The 19058-nt window shown below is 66.6% G+C and carries 16 protein-coding genes; 15 read left to right on the plus strand and 1 reads right to left on the minus strand.

Features of this window, described 5'->3' with window-relative positions:
• Positions 1–70 precede the first annotated feature (70 nt).
• The gene (locus tag HRC28_RS05485) at positions 71–784 is read left to right on the plus strand and encodes a DUF4232 domain-containing protein (protein ID WP_182379143.1); all 714 of its coding nucleotides are present in this window, start codon (positions 71–73) and stop codon (positions 782–784) included.
• 4 nt (positions 785–788) lie between these two features.
• Here the strand turns inward: HRC28_RS05485 and HRC28_RS05490 are convergent, their stop codons facing one another.
• The gene (locus HRC28_RS05490; RefSeq protein WP_237111719.1) at positions 789–2075 is read right to left on the minus strand and encodes an aminotransferase class I/II-fold pyridoxal phosphate-dependent enzyme; all 1287 of its coding nucleotides are present in this window, start codon (positions 2073–2075) and stop codon (positions 789–791) included.
• Positions 2076–2345: 270 nt separating this feature from the next.
• Between HRC28_RS05490 and rplJ the strand changes: the two genes are divergently transcribed.
• The 14 genes from rplJ (at position 2346) to rpoB (ending at position 18981) form a co-directional block, all read left to right on the plus strand.
• Entirely contained in the window at positions 2346–3017 is a 672-nt protein-coding gene (gene rplJ / locus HRC28_RS05495; protein WP_182379144.1) for a 50S ribosomal protein L10, read from the plus strand.
• Positions 3018–3168: 151 nt separating this feature from the next.
• Positions 3169–3555, plus strand: coding sequence for a 50S ribosomal protein L7/L12 (gene rplL / locus HRC28_RS05500; protein ID WP_182379145.1), 387 nt, complete (start codon positions 3169–3171; stop codon positions 3553–3555).
• A 248-nt stretch (positions 3556–3803) separates the two neighbouring features.
• The gene (locus HRC28_RS05505; RefSeq protein WP_182379146.1) at positions 3804–4769 is read left to right on the plus strand and encodes an ABC transporter ATP-binding protein; all 966 of its coding nucleotides are present in this window, start codon (positions 3804–3806) and stop codon (positions 4767–4769) included.
• Positions 4770–4779: 10 nt separating this feature from the next.
• Entirely contained in the window at positions 4780–5562 is a 783-nt protein-coding gene (locus HRC28_RS05510; protein ID WP_182379147.1) for an ABC transporter permease, read from the plus strand.
• A 7-nt stretch (positions 5563–5569) separates the two neighbouring features.
• On the plus strand, positions 5570–6397 hold the full coding sequence (locus HRC28_RS05515) for an ABC transporter permease (RefSeq protein ID WP_182379148.1): 828 nt from the start codon (positions 5570–5572) through the stop codon (positions 6395–6397).
• Between the two features lie 2 nt (positions 6398–6399).
• Positions 6400–7668: an MCE family protein gene (locus tag HRC28_RS05520; protein ID WP_182379149.1), complete on the plus strand. Its 1269-nt coding sequence runs from the start codon at positions 6400–6402 to the stop codon at positions 7666–7668.
• Positions 7668–8726, plus strand: coding sequence for an MlaD family protein (locus HRC28_RS05525; protein ID WP_182379150.1), 1059 nt, complete (start codon positions 7668–7670; stop codon positions 8724–8726). The genes HRC28_RS05520 and HRC28_RS05525 overlap by 1 nt, the downstream gene beginning before the upstream one ends.
• The gene (locus tag HRC28_RS05530; protein WP_182379151.1) at positions 8723–9688 is read left to right on the plus strand and encodes an MCE family protein; all 966 of its coding nucleotides are present in this window, start codon (positions 8723–8725) and stop codon (positions 9686–9688) included. The genes HRC28_RS05525 and HRC28_RS05530 overlap by 4 nt, the downstream gene beginning before the upstream one ends.
• A gap of 2 nt (positions 9689–9690) precedes the next feature.
• A complete protein-coding gene (locus tag HRC28_RS05535) occupies positions 9691–10836 on the plus strand; it encodes an MCE family protein (protein WP_182379152.1) in 1146 nt (381 codons plus the stop codon).
• Positions 10833–12269: an MCE family protein gene (locus HRC28_RS05540; RefSeq protein ID WP_182379153.1), complete on the plus strand. Its 1437-nt coding sequence runs from the start codon at positions 10833–10835 to the stop codon at positions 12267–12269. The genes HRC28_RS05535 and HRC28_RS05540 overlap by 4 nt, the downstream gene beginning before the upstream one ends.
• On the plus strand, positions 12266–13576 hold the full coding sequence (locus HRC28_RS05545) for an MlaD family protein (protein ID WP_182379154.1): 1311 nt from the start codon (positions 12266–12268) through the stop codon (positions 13574–13576). The genes HRC28_RS05540 and HRC28_RS05545 overlap by 4 nt, the downstream gene beginning before the upstream one ends.
• 12 nt (positions 13577–13588) lie before the next feature.
• Positions 13589–14326 (plus strand): hypothetical protein, encoded by a 738-nt coding sequence (locus HRC28_RS05550; protein WP_182379155.1) that lies wholly within the window; start codon positions 13589–13591, stop codon positions 14324–14326.
• Positions 14327–14328: 2 nt separating this feature from the next.
• A complete protein-coding gene (locus HRC28_RS05555; protein ID WP_182379156.1) occupies positions 14329–15225 on the plus strand; it encodes a hypothetical protein in 897 nt (298 codons plus the stop codon).
• A gap of 267 nt (positions 15226–15492) precedes the next feature.
• On the plus strand, positions 15493–18981 hold the full coding sequence (rpoB, locus tag HRC28_RS05560; protein ID WP_182379157.1) for a DNA-directed RNA polymerase subunit beta: 3489 nt from the start codon (positions 15493–15495) through the stop codon (positions 18979–18981).
• Positions 18982–19058: the final 77 nt, after the last annotated feature.

Below are 19058 nucleotides of genomic sequence, written 5' to 3' on the forward strand. Positions count from 1 at the left end.
TCGCGCAACACCCGCTCTTCCCTCGGGAAGGGCGGGTGTCGCCGTTTTCGGGTCTCCGTAGGGTGGCCGCGTGGTGAAACGTCTCGGGGCCGCTGCTTCTGCCTGCCTGCTCGCACTGACCTTCGGCGGCTGCAGCGCCGACTCCTCCGATCCGGAGGCCACCCCTTCCAGCCCGGGTACGACGCCCGCGGCTCCCGATGCGCCTGCGGAGTCCGCGTCGCCCGGTTTCGAGGACGTTCCCGCTGACGCGGACGAGTCGCCGGACGGGCCACCGCCGGTTCCGGACGCCGAGCTCACCGACGAGGACCTGATCGCGCTGCTGCGCACCCGCGCGACCGTGGGGTCGACGGAGCACTGCCGGCCCGATCAGGTCCGGGCCGTGCTGAGCGGGTTCGACATGGCCGCCGGACACCGGGCCACCCGGATCACGGTGCACAACGTGTCGGACCAGGCGTGCCTCGTCGAGGGGGTGCCCGGCATCGGCGTCCGCGGCGCGTGGGGCAGGACCTTCGTGCCCGGGGTCGGGCGGGGCAGCGGCTCTCTCGCCGATCCCGACGCCGTCGAACTGGCGCCCGGTGCCGCCGCGACGAGCACCCTCGAGTGGACCGGTGACCTCGCCGGTGCCGAGTCCGAGCACGCCTCGCTGGTCGTCGTACAACTGGCGAAGGGGCAGGTTCCGGTGGCCGTTCCCGCGCGCCTGGAGAACGACCCGGCGGATGCCCCGTCGCTCGACATCGGCACCCTCACGACGTTGCGGTTGACGCCGTTCGTCGCTGCGCCCTGAGGGATCAGGCGGAGGTGAACGACTCCAATGCAGCGAGTTCGACGCACACGGCGACCCCGGCCATCGCGGCCTCGACCTCGGCCAGCACCGGGAACGTCGGCGCGAGGCGGATGTTGCGGTCGAACGGGTCGTTTCCGTAGGGGAACGCCGAGCCGGCCGCCGTCAGCGCGATGCCTGCTTCCTTGGCCAGCGAGATCACCCGCGACGCGGTGCCGTCGACGACGTCGAGGTTCACGAAGTAGCCACCCGTCGGCACGGTCCACTCGGCGATGCCGAGGCCGGTGAGCCGCCCGGACAGCGCCGCCTCGACCGCGGCGAACTTCGGGGCGATCAGTTCACGGTGCTTGCGCATGTGGGCGCGCACGCCGTTGGCGTCGCCGAAGAACTCGACGTGGCGCAGGTGGTTGAGCTTGTCCGGCCCGATGGACGCGAAGCCGAGGCGCGCGAGGTACCAGGCGATGTTCTCGCTGGACGCTGCCAGCGCCGCGACGCCGGCTCCGGCCAGGCTGATCTTCGAGGTCGACGCGAAGATCAGCGGCCGGTTCGGGTGACCGGACACGGCGGCCAGGCCGAGGGCGTCCGCGCTCTTGGTCTCCTCTTCCGTGAGGTGGTGGACGGCGTACGCGTTGTCCCAGAAGATCCGGAAGTCAGGGGCCGCGGTGTCCATGGCCATCAGGTCGGCGGCCACGGCGGTCGAGCACACCGCGCCCGTCGGGTTGGCGTACGTCGGCACGATCCACATGCCCTTGATGCTGGGGTCCTCCGCGACGAGGGCGCGTACGGCGACCACGTCGGGGCCGTCGGCGTTCATGGGCACGCTCACCATCTCGATGCCGAGCTCGGCGAGCATCGTGAAGTGGCGGTCGTAGCCGGGCACGGGGCAGATGAACTTCACGACCGGCTCCTGCGACCACGGTCGCGGGGAGTCGGGGCCGCCCTTGAGCAGCATCGCGCTGAGCACCTGATGCATGATCGTGAGGCTGGAGTTGCCCCCACACACGACGTTGGCGACGTCGACGCCCAGCAGGTCGGCGAAGATCTCGCGCAGCTCGACGAGCCCGTCCAGTCCGCCGTAGTTGCGCAGGTCGGTGCCGGACCGGTCGCGGTAGCCGGTCGGAAGGCCGAGCAACCCGTTGGAGAGGTCCAGTTGGTCGGCCCCGGGCTTGCCCCGCGTCAGGTCGAGCTTGAGCCCGCCCGCCTTCAACGCTTCGTACTCCGCCTGCACCGTCGTCAGGCGCGCGGCGAGGTCGTCGGCGGACAGTTCGGACAGGTGCGCGGGGGTGGTGGTCACGGGGACAATGGTGCCGTATCGACTTCGGCCACGGTGATTTGGACCGGGCCCGCGCTCCGCCGTACAGTTACCCACTGAAACCTAAAGACCGCCGGTTGTCCGGGCTGCCAGCCCTGACCGAAGGTTCCGTGAAAGCGGATGGCCTGCGCAGGGGATCAGAGCAGTACGACGTTCGTCAGTCACGAGCGATGTCCACGCCCTGAGCGCCTGCGCTCAGGGCGTCTGTCTTTCCCAGGACACTCGCGGAGGTCCCCATCCGGAAGGAGACCCATGGCGCGGGCAGACAAGCAAGCCGCCGTCGCGGAGATCGCTGAAGCATTCAGCGAATCCGCCGGCGCTGTGCTGACCGAGTACCGCGGTCTCACCGTCAAGGAGCTGCAGAACCTTCGCCGCTCCCTTGGTGAGAACGCCAGCTACGCCGTGGTCAAGAACACGCTGGCCAAGTTGGCCGCCAACGAGGCCGGCATCACCGGCTTCGACGACCTGCTGACCGGCCCGACCGCGATCGCCTTCATCAAGGGCGACGTCGTCGAGGCGGCCAAGGGTCTGCGTGACTTTGCCAAGGCAAACCCCACCCTCGTCATCAAGGGTGGAGTTCTGGACGGCAACCTCCTCGACGCGAAGGAGATCGGCAAGCTCGCCGACCTCGAGTCGCGCGAGGTCCTGCTGGGCAAGATGGCGGGCGCCATGCTCGCTTCCCTCAGCCAGGCCGTCTACCTCCTCAACGCCCCGCTCGCACAGGCTGCCCGGCTCGCCGGCGCCCTGCAGGCGAAGGCGACGGAGGACCCCTCGATCCTCGCAGGTGGTGCCGGTACGCCGGCCGCTGTCGAGGAGACCCCGGCCGCTGAGGAAGCCGCCCCCGCCGAAGAGGTCGAGGCACCCGCTGCCGACGCCACCGAGGCTGAGGCGACCGACGAGGCAGCCGAGTCCACCGAAGCCTGAGACCCGATTGAGCCGAGCGCAGACGAGCTTGCTCGTATGCCGAGGCGATTGAGGGTAGCCGACGAAGTCGGTATCCAGGCCGACGTACACCACCTGAAACCCGGTCGAGTCGCTTGAGCGGCCCGACCACCTGAGAAAGGAAACCGCCACCATGGCGAAGCTCACCACCGACGAACTGCTCGACGCGTTCAAGGAAATGACCCTCATCGAGCTCTCCGAGTTCGTGAAGCAGTTCGAGGAGACCTTCGGCGTCACCGCTGCTGCCCCGGTCGCCGTTGCCGCTGCTGCTGGCCCGGGTGCCCCGGCCGCCGAGGCTGCCGCTGAGCAGGACTCGTTCGACGTCGTTCTCGAAGCCGCTGGCGACAAGAAGATCAACGTCATCAAGGAGGTCCGCGCGCTGACCTCCCTCGGTCTGAAGGAAGCCAAGGACCTCGTCGAGGCCGCCCCGAAGGCGATCCTCGAGGGCGTCGACAAGGCTGCTGCTGACAAGGCCAAGGAGGCGCTCGAGGGCGCCGGTGCCACCGTCACCCTCAAGTGACTGGTCACTGACCTGTAGTCACGGGGCCGGCAGAGCGAACGCTCTGCCGGCCTCGTGCATTTTTCTCCGCCGGTTCGTCGCGACCATCTGGGCGGGGTATGGCTACTGATCAGTACGGATCTTGTCCCGGAGTCCGGCTACGCGTGACGTCTGCCACGGTTTCCGCGTAACGTGCGCCACGCGGCTGCGTTGATCCATCGCAGCCGGTTCGGTGGGCCAGCGAGAGTCTTTTTGAGGAAGAGGTCAACATGGGCGTCGATGTCGAAGTGACGAACCTGAGCAAGAGCTTCGGCAAGCAGCTGATCTGGAAGGGCGTCACGCTGACGCTTCCTGCCGGTGAGGTGTCCGTGATGCTTGGCCCGTCCGGTACCGGCAAGTCCGTGTTCCTGAAGGCCCTGATCGGCCTGATCAAGCCTGACGAGGGCTCGATCGTCATCGAGGGCACCGACATCGCGTCGTGTTCCGAGAAGGAGCTCTACGAGATCCGCAAGCTGTTCGGCGTGCTGTTCCAGGACGGCGCCATGTTCGGCTCGATGAACCTGTACGACAACGTCGCCTTCCCCCTGCGTGAGCACACCCGCAAGGGCGAGTCCGAGATCCGCGACATCGTCATGGAGAAGATGGACCTCGTCGGTCTGCTCGGCGCCGAGATGAAGCTCCCGGGCGAGATCTCCGGCGGTATGCGCAAGCGTGCCGGTCTGGCTCGCGCGCTGGTCCTCGACCCCGAGATCCTGCTGATCGATGAGCCCGACTCGGGTCTCGACCCGGTCCGCACCTCGTTCATCAACCAGCTCTTCATCGACCTGAACGCGCAGATCGACGCGACGTTCCTGATCGTCACCCACGACATCCACAGCGTCCGGATCGTGCCGGACAACATCGGCCTGCTCTACCACAAGCACCTGGCCATGTACGGCCCGCGCGAGATGCTCCTGTCCTCCGACGAGCCCGTGGTGCGCCAGTTCCTCAACGCCCAGACGGTCGGCCCGATCGGCATGTCCGAGGAGAAGGACGCCGACCAGCTCGCCGCGGAGAAGGACATGGACCTGCCGCCGCTGCCCCCGATCCCGCTCCAGCTCGAGCCCTCCAACGGCATCCCGCGTCGCAGCCAGCGTGAGCCGGGCGCGTGGTGCCGCGACAACGGCATCGTCCCGCCGCCGGGTTCCTTCACCAAGGAAGCCGAGCACGCCAGCGGTTCTTCCCAGCAGCACTGACGGTTAGCCATTGTCCTCGACAACTGCGCGCGTACTGAGGCCGATCGGCACAGCTGGCAAGCTGTTCGCCTTCGCCCTCGATGTGGGCCGTGGCCTGTTCCGACGCCCGTTCCAATTGCGGGAGTTCATTCAACAGGCCTGGTTCATTGCTTCGGTGACGATCGTCCCGACGGCTCTGGTTGCCATTCCCTTCGGCGCGGTCATCGCGCTCCAGGTGGGTGGCCTGATCAAGCAGTTCGGCGCGCAGTCGTTCACCGGTTCGGCGTCGGTCCTCGCTGTCATCCAGCAGGCCGGCCCGATCGCGACGGCGCTGTTGATCGCGGGTGCAGGTGGGTCGGCGATCGCGGCTGACCTCGGCGCGCGCAAGATCCGTGAAGAGCTCGACGCGATGATGGTGCTCGGCATCGACCCGATCCAGCGCCTTGTGGTGCCGCGGGTCCTTGCGTGCATGCTCGTCGCGGTGTTCCTCAACGGCATGGTCAGCGTCGTCGGCGTCGGTGGCGGTTACGTCTTCAACGTGATCCTCCAGGACGGCACGCCGGGGGCCTACCTCGCGAGCTTCACCGCGCTCGCGCAACTGCCTGATGTGTGGATCGGCATGGTCAAGGCGCTGGTCTTCGGCCTCATCGCCGCGGTGGTGGCGGCCTACAAGGGCATGAACGCGGCCGGTGGCCCGAAGGGCGTGGGCGACGCCGTCAACGAGTCCGTCGTCATCACGTTCCTGCTGTTGTTCATCGTCAACTTCACCCTGAGCACGATCTACCTGCAGATCGTCCCACCGAAGGGGGGCTAGCGACGACATGGCGAATCTCAAGGCTGTCTACGACCGGCCCCTGAAGGGTCTCGACACGCTCGGTCACGAGCTGTCCTTCTACCTCAAGGTGCTCCTGGCGCTGCCGCGCTCGATCAAGCGCTACCCGCGCGAGATCCTGCGCATCCTGGCCGAGGTCACGCTCGGCTCGGGCGCGCTCGCGGTCATCGGCGGCACGGTCGGCGTCATCATCGGCATGACCTTCTTCACCGGTGCGCAGGTCGGCCTGTCCGGCTACGCCGCGCTCAACCAGCTCGGTACGGCGGCCTTCGCCGGCTTCGTCTCGGCCTACTTCAACACCCGCGAGATCGCGCCGCTCGTCGCGGGCATCGCGCTCGCCGCGACGGTCGGCTGCGGCTTCACCGCTCAGCTCGGCGCCATGCGGATCTCCGAGGAGATCGACGCCGTCGAGGTGATGGCGATCCCCTCGATGCAGTTCCTGGTCACGACCCGGGTCGTCGGTGGACTGATCGCGATCGTGCCGTTGTACGTCGTCGGGTTGCTGTCGTCGTACGTCGCGAGCAGGCTGGTGGTCACGCAGTTCTACGGCCAGTCCGCGGGCACCTATGACCATTACTTCAACCAGTTCCTGCCACCGGGCGACGTGTTGTGGTCCTTCGGCAAGGTTCTGGTCTTCGCCGTCGTCGTCATCCTCATCCACTGCTACCACGGCTACACGGCGTCGGGTGGTCCTGCCGGCGTGGGCATGGCCGTCGGCAAGGCGGTCCGGACGAGCATCGTGGCGATCAACGTGATCGACCTCTTCTTGTCGATGGCCATCTGGGGCGCCTCGACCACGGTCAGGCTGGCGGGTTGATCATGGACAAGGTTCTCAGCGCTCACAAGACGCTCGGCGTCATCTTCGTTGCCCTGCTCCTGCTCGGTGTGTGGCTCACCTACGCCGTCTTCACGAAGAAGTTCACCGACTACGACGAGGTCACCCTGCAGACCTCGACGATCGGCCTGCAGCTTCCGACCCGCGCGGACGTCAAGGTGCGCGGCGTCATCGTGGGCGAGGTGCTCGAAGCGCGGGCCGGCAACGCCGACGGTGCCGAGCTCACCCTCGGTCTCTACGCCGACAAGATCGACCTGGTTCCCGCCAACGTGACGGGCTCCATCGTGCCGAAGACGCTGTTCGGCGAGAAGTACGTCTCGCTCGAGGTCCCCGAGACGGGACCTGCCGGGACGATGAAGGCCGGCGACGTCATCGACCGCACCAAGGTCAGCATCGAGCTCGAGGCCGTGCTGTCGGACCTCTACCCGCTGCTGCAGACGGTGCAGCCGGCCGACCTCAACCTGACCTTGACCGCGCTGGCGACGGCGCTGGAGGGCCGGGGCGACCAGTTGGGCCAGAACCTCGAGACCGTCGACTCGTACCTCAAGCGCCTCAACCCGCAGATCCCGGCGTTGCTCGAGGACCTCAAGCTCACTGCCCAGGTGTCCGACACCTATGCCGACATCCTCCCCGAGGTGGCCAAGATCCTGGACAACACGGTCAAGACGACGGGCACCCTGGAGGAGAAGGAAGCAGCACTGACCGCGACCCTGCGCGACATCAAGAGCTTCTCCGACACGGCGACGTCGTTCCTCGACGCCAACGCCAGCCGCCTCAAGCGTCTCGGTGAGACGAGCACGCCGATCCTGCGTGCGGTGGCTCGCTATGCGCCCACCATTCCCTGCATGTCCCGCTCGATCGTGATCACCCAGGGCCGACTGGCCGAGGCGTTCCGCGGCTACGAGCTGCACATCGTGCTGGAGACCCTGAAGGACCAGCCGCGCGCCTACACGCCGGCGGACCGGCCGATCTTCGGCACCGACACCGGACCGGACTGCCAGGGGCTGCCGAACACGCCCTACAGCCAGTTCAACCCGGCCCCGGGGCAGCCGGCCCTCAACGACGGCATGAATGGCAACACGGGCAAGGGCAACTTCCGCCCGGCGCCCGGTACCTCGGCCTCCGGCTACTACGGCACGCCCGATGACGTCTCGACCCTGCGCTCGTTGCTCACCCAGGAGTACGGCGACGCCGGGACCGACTTCAACGTCCTTCTCACCGGCCCGATCGTGGCGCAGGGAGGTGCTCGCTGATGCCGGTACGCGGACTCGACCGCAAGACGAGCGGTGACCTCGTCCGACTGGTGATCTTCATGGTCACCACGGCGCTGGCCACGGGCGTCCTGATCATCACGATCGGCAACCTCTCCTTCGGTGCCACCAAGGAGTACGCCGCCGAATTCGTCGACGCCACTGGCGTCAACAAGGGCGATGACATCCGGATTGCCGGCGTCAAGGTGGGCACGGTGCAGAAGATCGAGGTGCTCGGGGCGGACCGCGCCAAGGTCACCTTCAACGTCGACGCCGAGACGGTCGTCGACCAGGCCACCCACGCCAGCATCCGGTACCGGAACCTGATCGGCCAGCGCTACATCTCGCTGACCCAGCAGGGCGACGGGGGAGACCGGCTGGACGAGGGCGATGCCCTCCCGGTGGCGCGCACCAAGCCGGCGCTCGACCTGACCGTGCTGTTCAACGGCTTCAAGCCGCTCTTCCAGGCGCTCTCTCCCGACGACATCAACAAGCTCTCGTTCGAGATCGTCCAGGTCTTCCAGGGTGAGGGCGGGACGGTCGAGGGCCTCCTCGGAAGCACCGCCTCGATCACCCAGACCCTCGCCGACCGCGACCAGGTGATCGGCGAACTGCTCGACAACCTCGACTACGTGCTCGACCACGTCGCGGACCGTGACGAGCAGCTGACCCAGCTGATCGACAGTTTCCGCGGCCTGATCGGCGGTCTCAACGACGACCGCGAGGCGATCTTGTCCTCGCTCGACTCGATCTCGGAGCTCTCGGTGCAGACGGCAGCGCTCGTGACGGACATCAAGGACCCGCTGGTCAAGGACATCAAGGAGTTGCGGAAGGTGGCCGGCAACCTCGACCGCAACCGCCAGGAGATCGACCGGTCGCTCCAGGTGCTGCCCATCAAGCTCACCAAGATCGGTCGTACGGCGACGTACGGCTCGTGGTTCAACTTCTACCTGTGCCACTTCAAGGCCACCATCAAGGTGCCGGGTGTCGCAAAGCCGATCAAGGCGACGTACGAAGTCACCGCCAAGCGCTGCTCCCTTGCTCAGGAGGTGGGCCAGTGATCCCCTTCCGCGAACGCAACCCCGTCATCGTGGGTGCCGTCAGCATCGCCACCCTGGTCTTGCTGTTGGTGGCCGCGCTGCGTGCCCAGGACCTCCCGCTGATCGGCGGCGGCGACACCTACTACGCGTCCTTCGCCGAAGCCGGTGGGCTCAAGGTCAAGGACGAGGTCCGCATCGCGGGCGTCCGCGTCGGCCAGGTCACCTCGATGGAACTCGACGGCAACTCGGTCAAGGTGGGGTTCAAGGTCAAGACCGATGCGGAGTTCGGCGACCAGACCCGGGCCGACATCAAGGTCAAGACGATCCTCGGATCGATGTTCATCGCGCTCATCCCTGCCGGGCAGGGTCAGCTCGCCGAGGGCACGCTGATCCCGAAGGACCGCACCACCTCGCCGTTCGACATCGTGGAGGCGTTCTCCGGCCTTGCCGAGACCTCGGCCGACATCGACACCGACCAGCTCGCGGCGTCGCTGACGACCCTGGCCGACCTGACCCGCAACACCCCCGAGGAGTTCCGGGCCGCGCTCGACGGCGTATCTGCCCTCTCCGAGGTCGTGGCTTCGCGCGATGACGAGATCAACTCGTTGCTGAAGAACCTGAACCGGGTCTCGACAGTGCTCGACGCCCGCGACGAGGACATCATTGCCCTGATGGCCGACTCGGACAGCCTGTTCAAGGCGCTGGTCCTGCGCAAGGCCCAGATCCACCGCCTGCTGGAGTCGACGACGACGTTGAGCACCAAGCTCACCGGCCTGATCCGGGAGACGCGGGCCGACCTCAAGCCGGCCCTCGACCACCTCGACTCCGTCCTCAAGGTCATCAAGAAGAACGAGGACAATCTCGAGTTGTCGATCAAGACGATGGCGCCGTTCTACCGGGTCTTCGCCAGCACGCTCGGCAACGGGCCCTGGTTCGACACCTACATCTTCAATCTGCCGCCCGCGCCCGGGACGGTGAAGTGAGCATGACTACCGAAGTGAGTGCTCTTCGCCGTTGGCTGCCGCTGGCCGTCATCGGACTCCTCATCGTGTCCGGTCTCGTCTGGCTGTTCGGCAGTGGAGGTGGCACGAAGACCGTGACCGCCTACTTCCCGCGCGCCGTGTCGATCTACGAAGGCAGCGATGTCCGGGTCCTCGGGGTCACCGTCGGTGAGGTCACCGAGGTGGTGCCGGAGGGCACCCAGGTCAAGGTCGTCATGACCTACGACGAGGACCTCAAGCTCCCGCAGGACGCCGAGGCGGTCGTCGTACTGCCGTCGGTGGTCGGTGACCGCTACATCCAGCTGACCCCCGCCTACGAGTCGGGCACCGTGATGGCCGACAACACCGTGATCAAGGTCGACAAGACCGCGATCCCGCTCGAACTCGACCAGGTCTTCTCCAGTATCGACCGGCTCACCGTCGCCATCGGCCCCGAGGGGGCCAACCGCGACGGCGCTCTGACCGATCTCCTGGAGCAGACCGCGAAGAACTTCGGCGGTCAGGGCGAGCAGTTCAACCAGACCATCAAGGACTTCGGTCGGTTCAGCGAGACGCTCGACAACAACAAGGACGAGCTGTTCGAGTCGGCGGAGAAGCTCGAGGGCTTCATCAAGACCCTCGCCGACAACGACTCCACGGTGCGTGACTTCAACAAGTCGCTCGGCGACGTGTCGACCCTGCTGGCCGACGAGCGCCAGGAACTGACGACGGCACTGAGCAACCTGGGCGTCGCCCTCGACGAGGTCGGCAACTTCGTCAAGACGAACCGCGAGGTCCTGGGGCGCAACATCAAGGACGTCAACCGGGTCGCGAAGATCCTGGTCCGCCAGCGCGCTGCCCTCGACGAGATCCTCGAGGCCGGTCCTCTGGCGCTGACGAACCTCTACCACACCTACAACCCGGGCAACGGCACGCTCGACACCAACGCCAACATCGGCAACCTGGTGAACGAGCTGACCTCGAACCCGGCCGACGTCCTGTGCGCCATCCTGTCCGGGGCGGACCCGGGCGGCACGGTGTGTGACCTCGTGAGTGGGGTCCTGCCCCGCGGTGCACCGTTCGGGACCGGGTCCTGGCACACCCAGCCCTACGACCCCACTCTCAGCGGACTCGTGGAGGTGGACCGATGACCCGCAGGAACACCGGATTCCGGTCCCGGATGCGTGCAGCTGCTGCGCTCGCGCTCGGCATGGTGCTGATGTCCGGTTGCGACTTCGACGTCTACCAGTTGCCGCTGCCCGGCGGCACGGACACGGGCGACAACCCGATCCAGGTGACGGTCAAGTTCGACGACGTCCTCGACCTGGTGCCGATGTCGTCGGTGAAGGTCAACGACGTCTCGGTCGGACAGGTGAAGGACGTCGAGCTCGAGGGCTACAGGGCCGTCGTCACGCTCGAGATCCGCGGCGACGTGGACCTGCCCGACAACGCCGTCGTCTCGATCCGCCAGACCAGCCTCCTGGGCGAGAAGTTCGTCTCGCTGGCACCGCCGAGCACCGGCGCCACGGGTGAACTGTCCGATGGTGACGTGATCGAGAAGGGCGGGCGCAACCCCGAGGTCGAAGAAGTCCTCGGCGCCCTGAGCCTTGTCCTCAACGGCGGCGGCGTCGCACAGTTGAAGACCATCGCCAGCGAACTCAACCTGGCCCTCGAAGGTCGGGAGGACTCGGCGAAGTCGGTCCTGACCCAGGTCTCCTCGCTCGTCTCCCAGCTCGACCAGCGCAAGGGCGACATCGTCAACGCGATCGAGTCGATCAACCGGCTCGCCATCAGTGCCCGCACCCATCAGAAGAGCATCGACACCGCTCTCGAGGAGCTCCCGAGCGCGCTCGACTCGCTCGACCGCCAGCGTGAGGACCTCGTGGCGATGCTGCAGGGACTCACCAGGCTCAGCGACGTCGGTGTCCGGGTCATCCAGACCACCTCGACTGCCACGGTGAACTCGCTGCGCGCGCTCGACCCGATCCTCACCCAGATCGCCAAGGCGGGCGACGACTTCGTCGACGGGTTCAGCACCTTCCTCACCTTCCCGTTCATCGATGAAGCGGTCGGACGCGACCCCGTCGTAGCGGCCAACCTCCACATGGGTGACTACGTCAACCTGTCGGTGGACCTGCAACTCGACATCGGGGCGCTGGAGATTCCCGACCTGATCTGCATCCCGATCAACGAGCTGCCCGACTCGCCCCTCGATGACCTGATCGACCTGAAGAACCTCTGCGCCGGGGCCACGAAGGCGCTGCAGGGCTGCCTCAAGACCCCGCCCGACGCGGCCGCGTGCGCCAAGCTGCCGCAGTACCTCCTCGACAACGTCTGCGACGCGGTCGACCTGCTGTGTGCCCTCCCCGGTGGCGCACAAAGCGGCGGCGCGGCCAGCAACCCGATCGAAGACCTCCTGGGCAGCGTGCTCAAGGGCGGGGGCCTGGGCCGACCGGCACCGGGTGGCTCCGATGACGCCAACGCCATGTGGCGCGACTTCGACCAGACCTACGACACGGACATGGTCAGCCTGTACGCCGGGCCGATGACCACGACCGGCACGGCTCGGAGGGCTGCTCAGTGATCACTCGTCGTACCCGGATCCAGTTGATCATCTTCGCGGTGATCACCCTCGTCGGTGTCTCGTTCGTGGGAGCCCGCTACGCCAAGCTCGACCGCCTGGTCATCGACCGGGCCTACACAGTGACGGCGCACTACCCCCAGTCCGGCGGCATCTTCACCGGCGCCGAGGTCACCTATCGAGGTGTCGGCATCGGCCGGGTGGGCAACCTGGTCCTCACCGACAAGGGCGTGGACGTCGAGCTGGAGATCGAGAAGGAGTGGGACAAGATCCCCCGGGACTCGGTCGCGCTGGTCGGCAACAAGTCGGCGGTCGGTGAGCAGTACGTCGAACTGCAACCGCAGACCGACGACGGCCCCTACCTCGTCGATGGTTCCGAGATCGATGATGTCGCGACACCCATCGCCACCGAGGTCCTGCTGGACAACCTGTCTGCGACCGTCGGCAGCATCGACCGCGACGCGCTGCGCACCACCGTCAAGGAGCTGGGTGCCGCGTTCGGCGGCACGGGCCCCGACCTGCAGAAGATCATCGACACCGGCAACTCGTTCATTGAGACGGCCAACGACAACTTCGACATCACGACGGCACTGATCCGCGACAGCAACACGGTGCTGCGCGGCCAGTTGGCCTCGGAGTCCTCGTTGCGCACGTTCGCCACGCAGCTCTCGGCCTTCTCGACGGCCTTGGCCGGAGCCGACGGTTCGTTGCGCAAGGTCATCGACTCGGGGTCGCTCGCGGCCACCCAGTTGCGCACCTTCCTCGAGCAGAACGGCGTCGAGCTCAGCGAGTTGCTCGCCAACGTCGTGGCCACCAATGACGTCGTCGTCCAGCACCTGCCGGCGCTCAAGCAACTGCTCGTGGTCTATCCGACTGCCGTGCTCGGCGGCATGGTGGTCGTCGGGAAGCGCGCCGAGACCGCAGGCGGTTCGGGTTTCTGGGACGCCCACTTCGGACTCATCATCCAGGCGGAGCTGCCCACTCCGGGCGGGCACGCGTTGTGCCGCAACGGCTATCTCACCGACCGCCAGAACCCGGAGACCGATCGGTTCAAGAGCCCGCCAATGCCCAACGTGCGCTGCAACGAGCCGATCACGATGAGCAACCCGCGCGGTCCGCAGAACCTGCCGCGTGTGGCGCCCGACATGACCGGCACCTCTCCTGTGGTCGCCAGCTACGACGAGTCCACCGGCGAAGTGACTTGGGGCGCTCCGGCAGACTCGGCTGCGAAGCGGGGTAACGTGGCTCCGCCGTCGCTCGGAGGAGACTCCTGGAAGTGGCTGTACCTCCAACCGATGCTCGACCACTAGGGGACTTGTCGCGTGACCGCTGAAGAAATCTCAACGGCACGCAGCACCACCCCGAATGCACGGATCCGTTGGGGCATTCTCGGGTTGCTGCTGGGTGTGCTCGTCGCCGGTCTCGGCATCGCGGGCTTTGTCGTCCTCGACAAGGGCGCCGGCTCCAACCCGGCCAGCAAGCTGGACTCGCTGATCGATCCGTCGCCCGATCCGGCCAAGGCCCGTGAGCAGGCGCTGGCTGCTGCCCGTTCCTTCGTGCAGCGCTTCAACACCTACGGTCCCGACCTTTTGCAGACCGACGGGTCGATGCCGGACTACTCGGCCCTCGGCGAGGTGATGACGGCCAAGTTCGCCAAGATCTTCAAGGACAACGCCGGCTATGCCGCCGAAGTCGTCAAGGACACCGGGATCGACCGGGTGGGGACGGTGTACGCCGTGGGCGTCGCGTCGATCGACAACGACTCCTCTGAACTCCTGGTCGCCGGCATCGTCGACTTCTCCTACCCGGACCCGAAGCAGAGCGGCGCGCGCATCGAGTTCGCGCCGCTGCGCTTCCGCTATCAGGTGTCCCTGGTGAAGAGCGGTGGCGCGTGGAAGGTCGACGACCTCGACGACCTCGACGACGAGTTGCCCTCCTTCGGCGAGGCCTCCATCCCGCAGGGCCAGCCGTCGACGGACCCGTCCGGAGAGCCATCTGGTGACCCGTCTGGTTCGGCGTCGGTCGATCCCAGTCCTTCGGCAACCGGGACGGGGGAGTAGTCATGAGCGTCAACAACTACGACCTGCTGAACGTCGACGAGTCGGCCACGGCCGACGAGATCCGCGCCGCCTGGAAGGTCGCGATCGCCGACCTCGACCCGAGCGACCGCCGGTTCCGTGCCTACAACGATGCGGCCGGTGTCCTGCTCGACGAGGAGAAGCGGGCGTCGTACGACGCCGGGCTGGCCGAGGCGCGAGCCGAAGCCGAGGCCGAAGTCGAAGCCGAAGTCGAACCTGACGCGGTGGTCGAGGAACCGGCGGCGCCGGCTGCGGCCACGAACGAGAAGGCCGAACCGGCCGACACGAGCGAGAAGGCCGACAAGCCCGACGAGCCGGCCGTCGAACCGCGCACGCCGTCCGACGGCCCGCGCAAGGCCACCCTGATCGGTGTCGGCGTGGCGGCCGCCCTGGCCGTGGTGCTGGCGATCTGGACCTTCACGCTCGCCGGTGTCCGTGCCGACGAGTCGCCGCAGGACATCGCCGAGCGCAGTCAGGCCCAGGACAAGGCGACGCTCGCGGTCGAGAGCGCCGCCGAGCAGATGGTCACCCCGGTGCTGTCGTACAACCACAAGACGATGGCCGAGGACCTCGAGCGCCTCAAGGGCTTCCTCACGACCAAGATGGCCGACAAGCAGTCGGCTGCCTGGCCGGAGTTGACCAAGGAAGCCCAGGCGCAGGAGATCGTGGTCGAGGCGACCCCGACCGGCACCGCGCTCACCCGCGTGGACCCTGACGGCAAGCGCGCCACCGTGGTCGTCTTCATTGACCAGTACGTCGAGAAGAAGGCCAACGAGCCGTTCGTCCTGCACATGTGGGCCACGATGTCGCTGGTTCGCGAGGGTGGCGACGGCGGCCGGTGGCTGCTCGACGACCTGTGCACCGACGACTCCTGCGGCTGATCCCCGCGCGCCTGTTGCCGCCGTACGAACGGCGAGGACGCTTGACGATTCGCGGCCCGCGACGGATGATCGGCGCACCGGTTTCCTGTGCCCGCTGGCGGTGGCCGCTCCTCGGCTGTGTGAAGTTGCGCAGCCGGTATTGTTGAGCGCGCCCAGTTCATGTAGTGTGGGTCCTTGCGCCTGCCCTCAGATGCGCTTCGGCCTGCCCGGTGGCCGTTGTGAGGTGGGACGGCGCAATCGAAGAGTCGAACCGTCGAAGGACAACTCTTGGCCGCGCGCACCACCCCCGGTAAGTCCCGCATCTCTTTCGCGAAGATCTCGGAGCCGCTGGCACTTCCGCAGCTCCTTTCTTTGCAAACCGACAGCTTTGACTGGCTGATCGGCAACGAGGCCCACAAGGCTCGGATCGAGGCCCGCCGCGCTGGCGGCGAGGACGCCTCCGACAAGTCTGGACTCGAGGAGATCTTCGAGGAGATCTCCCCGATCGAGGACTTCTCCGAGACGATGTCCCTCTCGTTCGAGAACCCGGTCTTCTATGACCCGAAGTACACGGTCGACGAGTGCAAGGAGAAGGACCTCACCTACTCCGCCCCGCTCTACGTCTCCGCCGAGTTCACCAACAACGAAACCGGTGAGATCAAGGGCCAGACGGTCTTCATGGGCGACTTCCCGCTCATGACGCCCAAGGGCACCTTCGTGATCAACGGCACCGAGCGTGTCGTCGTCTCGCAGCTGGTCCGTTCGCCCGGCGTCTACTTCGAGCGCACGGCCGACAAGACGTCCGACAAGGACATCTACACCGCCAAGCTCATCCCGAGCCGTGGCGCCTGGCTCGAGTTCGAGATCGACAAGCGCGACATGGTCGGCGTTCGCCTCGACCGCAAGCGCAAGCAGAACGTCACCGTTCTCCTCAAGGCCCTCCAGGCCGTCGCCGAGGACACCGGTGAGGAGTACGACTACGAGGCCGTCATGGCCGACCTGCGCAGCTTCGAGTCGATCCAGCTGACCGAGGAGAAGGACAACACGTCCGGACCCGACGACGCGCTGCTCGACATCTACCGCAAGCTCCGTCCCGGCGAACCGCCGACGCGTGAGGCCGCGCTGACGCTGTTGAAGAACTACTACTTCAACCCGAAGCGTTACGACCTGGCGAAGGTTGGTCGCTACAAGATCAACAAGAAGCTGGGCCAGGAGCTGGCGTTCGACCAGCAGACGATGACGATCTCCGACATGGTCGCGACGATCCGCTACATCGTGGCGCTGCACGACGGTCGCGCTGACATGGCGTCGGCCCAGGGCACGCTCGAGATCAACTCGGACGACATCGACCACTTCGGCAACCGCCGCATGCGCACCGTGGGCGAGCTGATCCAGAACCAGCTCCGCACCGGTCTGGCGCGCATGGAGCGTGTGGTCCGCGAGCGGATGACGACCCAGGACGTCGAGGCCATCACGCCGCAGTCCCTGATCAACATCCGGCCCGTGGTCGCTGCGCTGAAGGAGTTCTTCGGAACCTCGCAGCTGTCGCAGTTCATGGACCAGACCAACCCGATCGCCGGCCTGACGCACAAGCGTCGTCTGTCCGCGCTCGGCCCGGGTGGTCTGTCCCGTGACCGCGCCGGCATGGAGGTCCGTGACGTCCACCCGTCGCACTACGGCCGCATGTGCCCGATCGAGACCCCTGAAGGCCCGAACATCGGTCTGATCGGTTCGCTCGCCTCCTACGGACGGATCAACCCGTTCGGCTTCGTGGAGACGCCGTACCGCAAGGTCGAGAACGGCAAGGTCACCGACAAGATCGACTACCTCACCGCCGACGACGAGGACCGTTACGTCATCGCGCAGGCCAACGCTGCGCTCGACAAGACCAACCGGTTCGCCGAAGAGCGTGTGCTGGTCCGCCAGCGCCGTGGTGAGGTCTCCGAAGTCCTGGCCGACGACGTCGACTACATGGACGTCTCGCCTCGTCAGATGGTGTCGGTCGCAACTGCGCTGATCCCGTTCCTCGAGCACGACGATGCCAACCGCGCGCTCATGGGCGCCAACATGCAGCGTCAGGCCGTTCCGCTGATCCGCAGCGACAGCCCGATCGTCGGTACCGGCATCGAGTTCCGTGCCGCTGTCGACGCCGGTGATGTCGTTGTCGCCACCGCGGCCGGTGTCGTGAAGTCGGTCTCGGCCGACCTCATCGAGGCCATGAACGACGACGGCTCGTACTCCTCGTACCGCCTCGCGAAGTTCAAGCGCTCCAACCAGGGCACCTGCATCAACCAGCGCCCGATCGTCGAGGTGGGCGACCGCCTCGAGGTCGGTTCGCCGATCGCTGACGGTCCCTGCACGGACAACGCGGAGATGGCCCTCGGTACCAACCTCCTCGTGGCGTTCATGCCGTGGGAAGGCCACAACTACGAGGACGCGATCATCCTCAGCCAGCGCCTGGTGCAGGAAGACGTCCTCACCTCGATTCACATCGAGGAGCACGAGGTCGACGCCCGCGACACCAAGCTCGGGCCGGAGGAGATCACCCGCGACATCCCCAACATCAGCGAGGAAATGCTTGCTGACCTCGACGAGCGGGGCATCATCCGCATCGGCGCCGAGGTCCGCGACGGCGACCTGCTGGTCGGCAAGGTCACGCCCAAGGGCGAGACCGAGCTGACGCCGGAGGAGCGGCTGCTCCGCGCGATCTTCGGTGAGAAGGCGCGCGAGGTCCGCGACACCTCGATGAAGGTTCCGCACGGCGAGACCGGCACGGTCATCGGCGTTCGGGTCTTCGACCGTGAAGAGGGCGACGAGCTCCCGCCGGGCGTCAACCAGCTGGTGCGGGTCTACGTCGCGCAGAAGCGCAAGATCTCCGTCGGCGACAAGCTCGCTGGCCGTCACGGCAACAAGGGCGTCATCGCGAAGATCCTGCCGATCGAGGACATGCCGTTCATGGAGGACGGCACCCCGGTCGACGTCGTGCTGAACCCCCTCGGTGTCCCGCGACGGATGAACATCGGTCAGATCCTCGAGCTCCACCTCGGCTGGCTCGGCAAGCAGGGTTGGGACATCAACCTGTCCGGTGACCCGGAGAACGCCGACTGGAAGCAGCGGCTCATCTCGATCGGCGTCGACAAGACCGGCCCGAACACGAAGGTCGCCACGCCGGTCTTCGACGGTGCCCGTGAGGACGAGATCATCGGCCTCCTCGGTGCCACCACGCTCAACCGTGACGGCAAGCGCCTGATCGACGAGACGGGCAAGGCCAGCCTCTTCGACGGTCGCTCCGGCGAGCCGTACAAGGAGCCGGTGTCGGTGGGCTACATGTACATCCTCAAGCTCCACCACCTCGTCGACGACAAGATCCACGCTCGCTCGACGGGCCCCTACTCGATGATCACGCAGCAGCCCCTGGGCGGTAAGGCCCAGTTCGGTGGCCAGCGGTTCGGCGAGATGGAGGTCTGGGCAATGGAGGCGTACGGCGCCGCCTACGCCCTGCAGGAGCTGCTCACGATCAAGTCCGACGACGTGCCGGGCCGCGTGAAGGTGTACGAAGCCATCGTGAAGGGCGAGAACATCCCCGACTCCGGTATCCCCGAGTCGTTCAAGGTTCTCGTCAAGGAAATGCAGTCGCTCTGCCTCAACGTGGAGGTGCTGAGCCAAGACGGCTCCACCATCTCGTTGAAGGACGCCGAGGAAGACGTCTTCCGCGCGGCCGAAGAGCTCGGCATTGACCTTTCCCGTCGCGAGCCCAGCTCCGTCGAAGAAGTCTGAGTCATCGGTACGGCGGTCGAATCCGGCCGCCGTACCGCCTCAGTCCTCCCAGCCTCATTTGCACCAGAACTAACGAA

The organism is Nocardioides sp. WS12, assembly GCF_014108865.1.
Taxonomy (GTDB): Bacteria; Actinomycetota; Actinomycetes; order Propionibacteriales; family Nocardioidaceae; genus Nocardioides.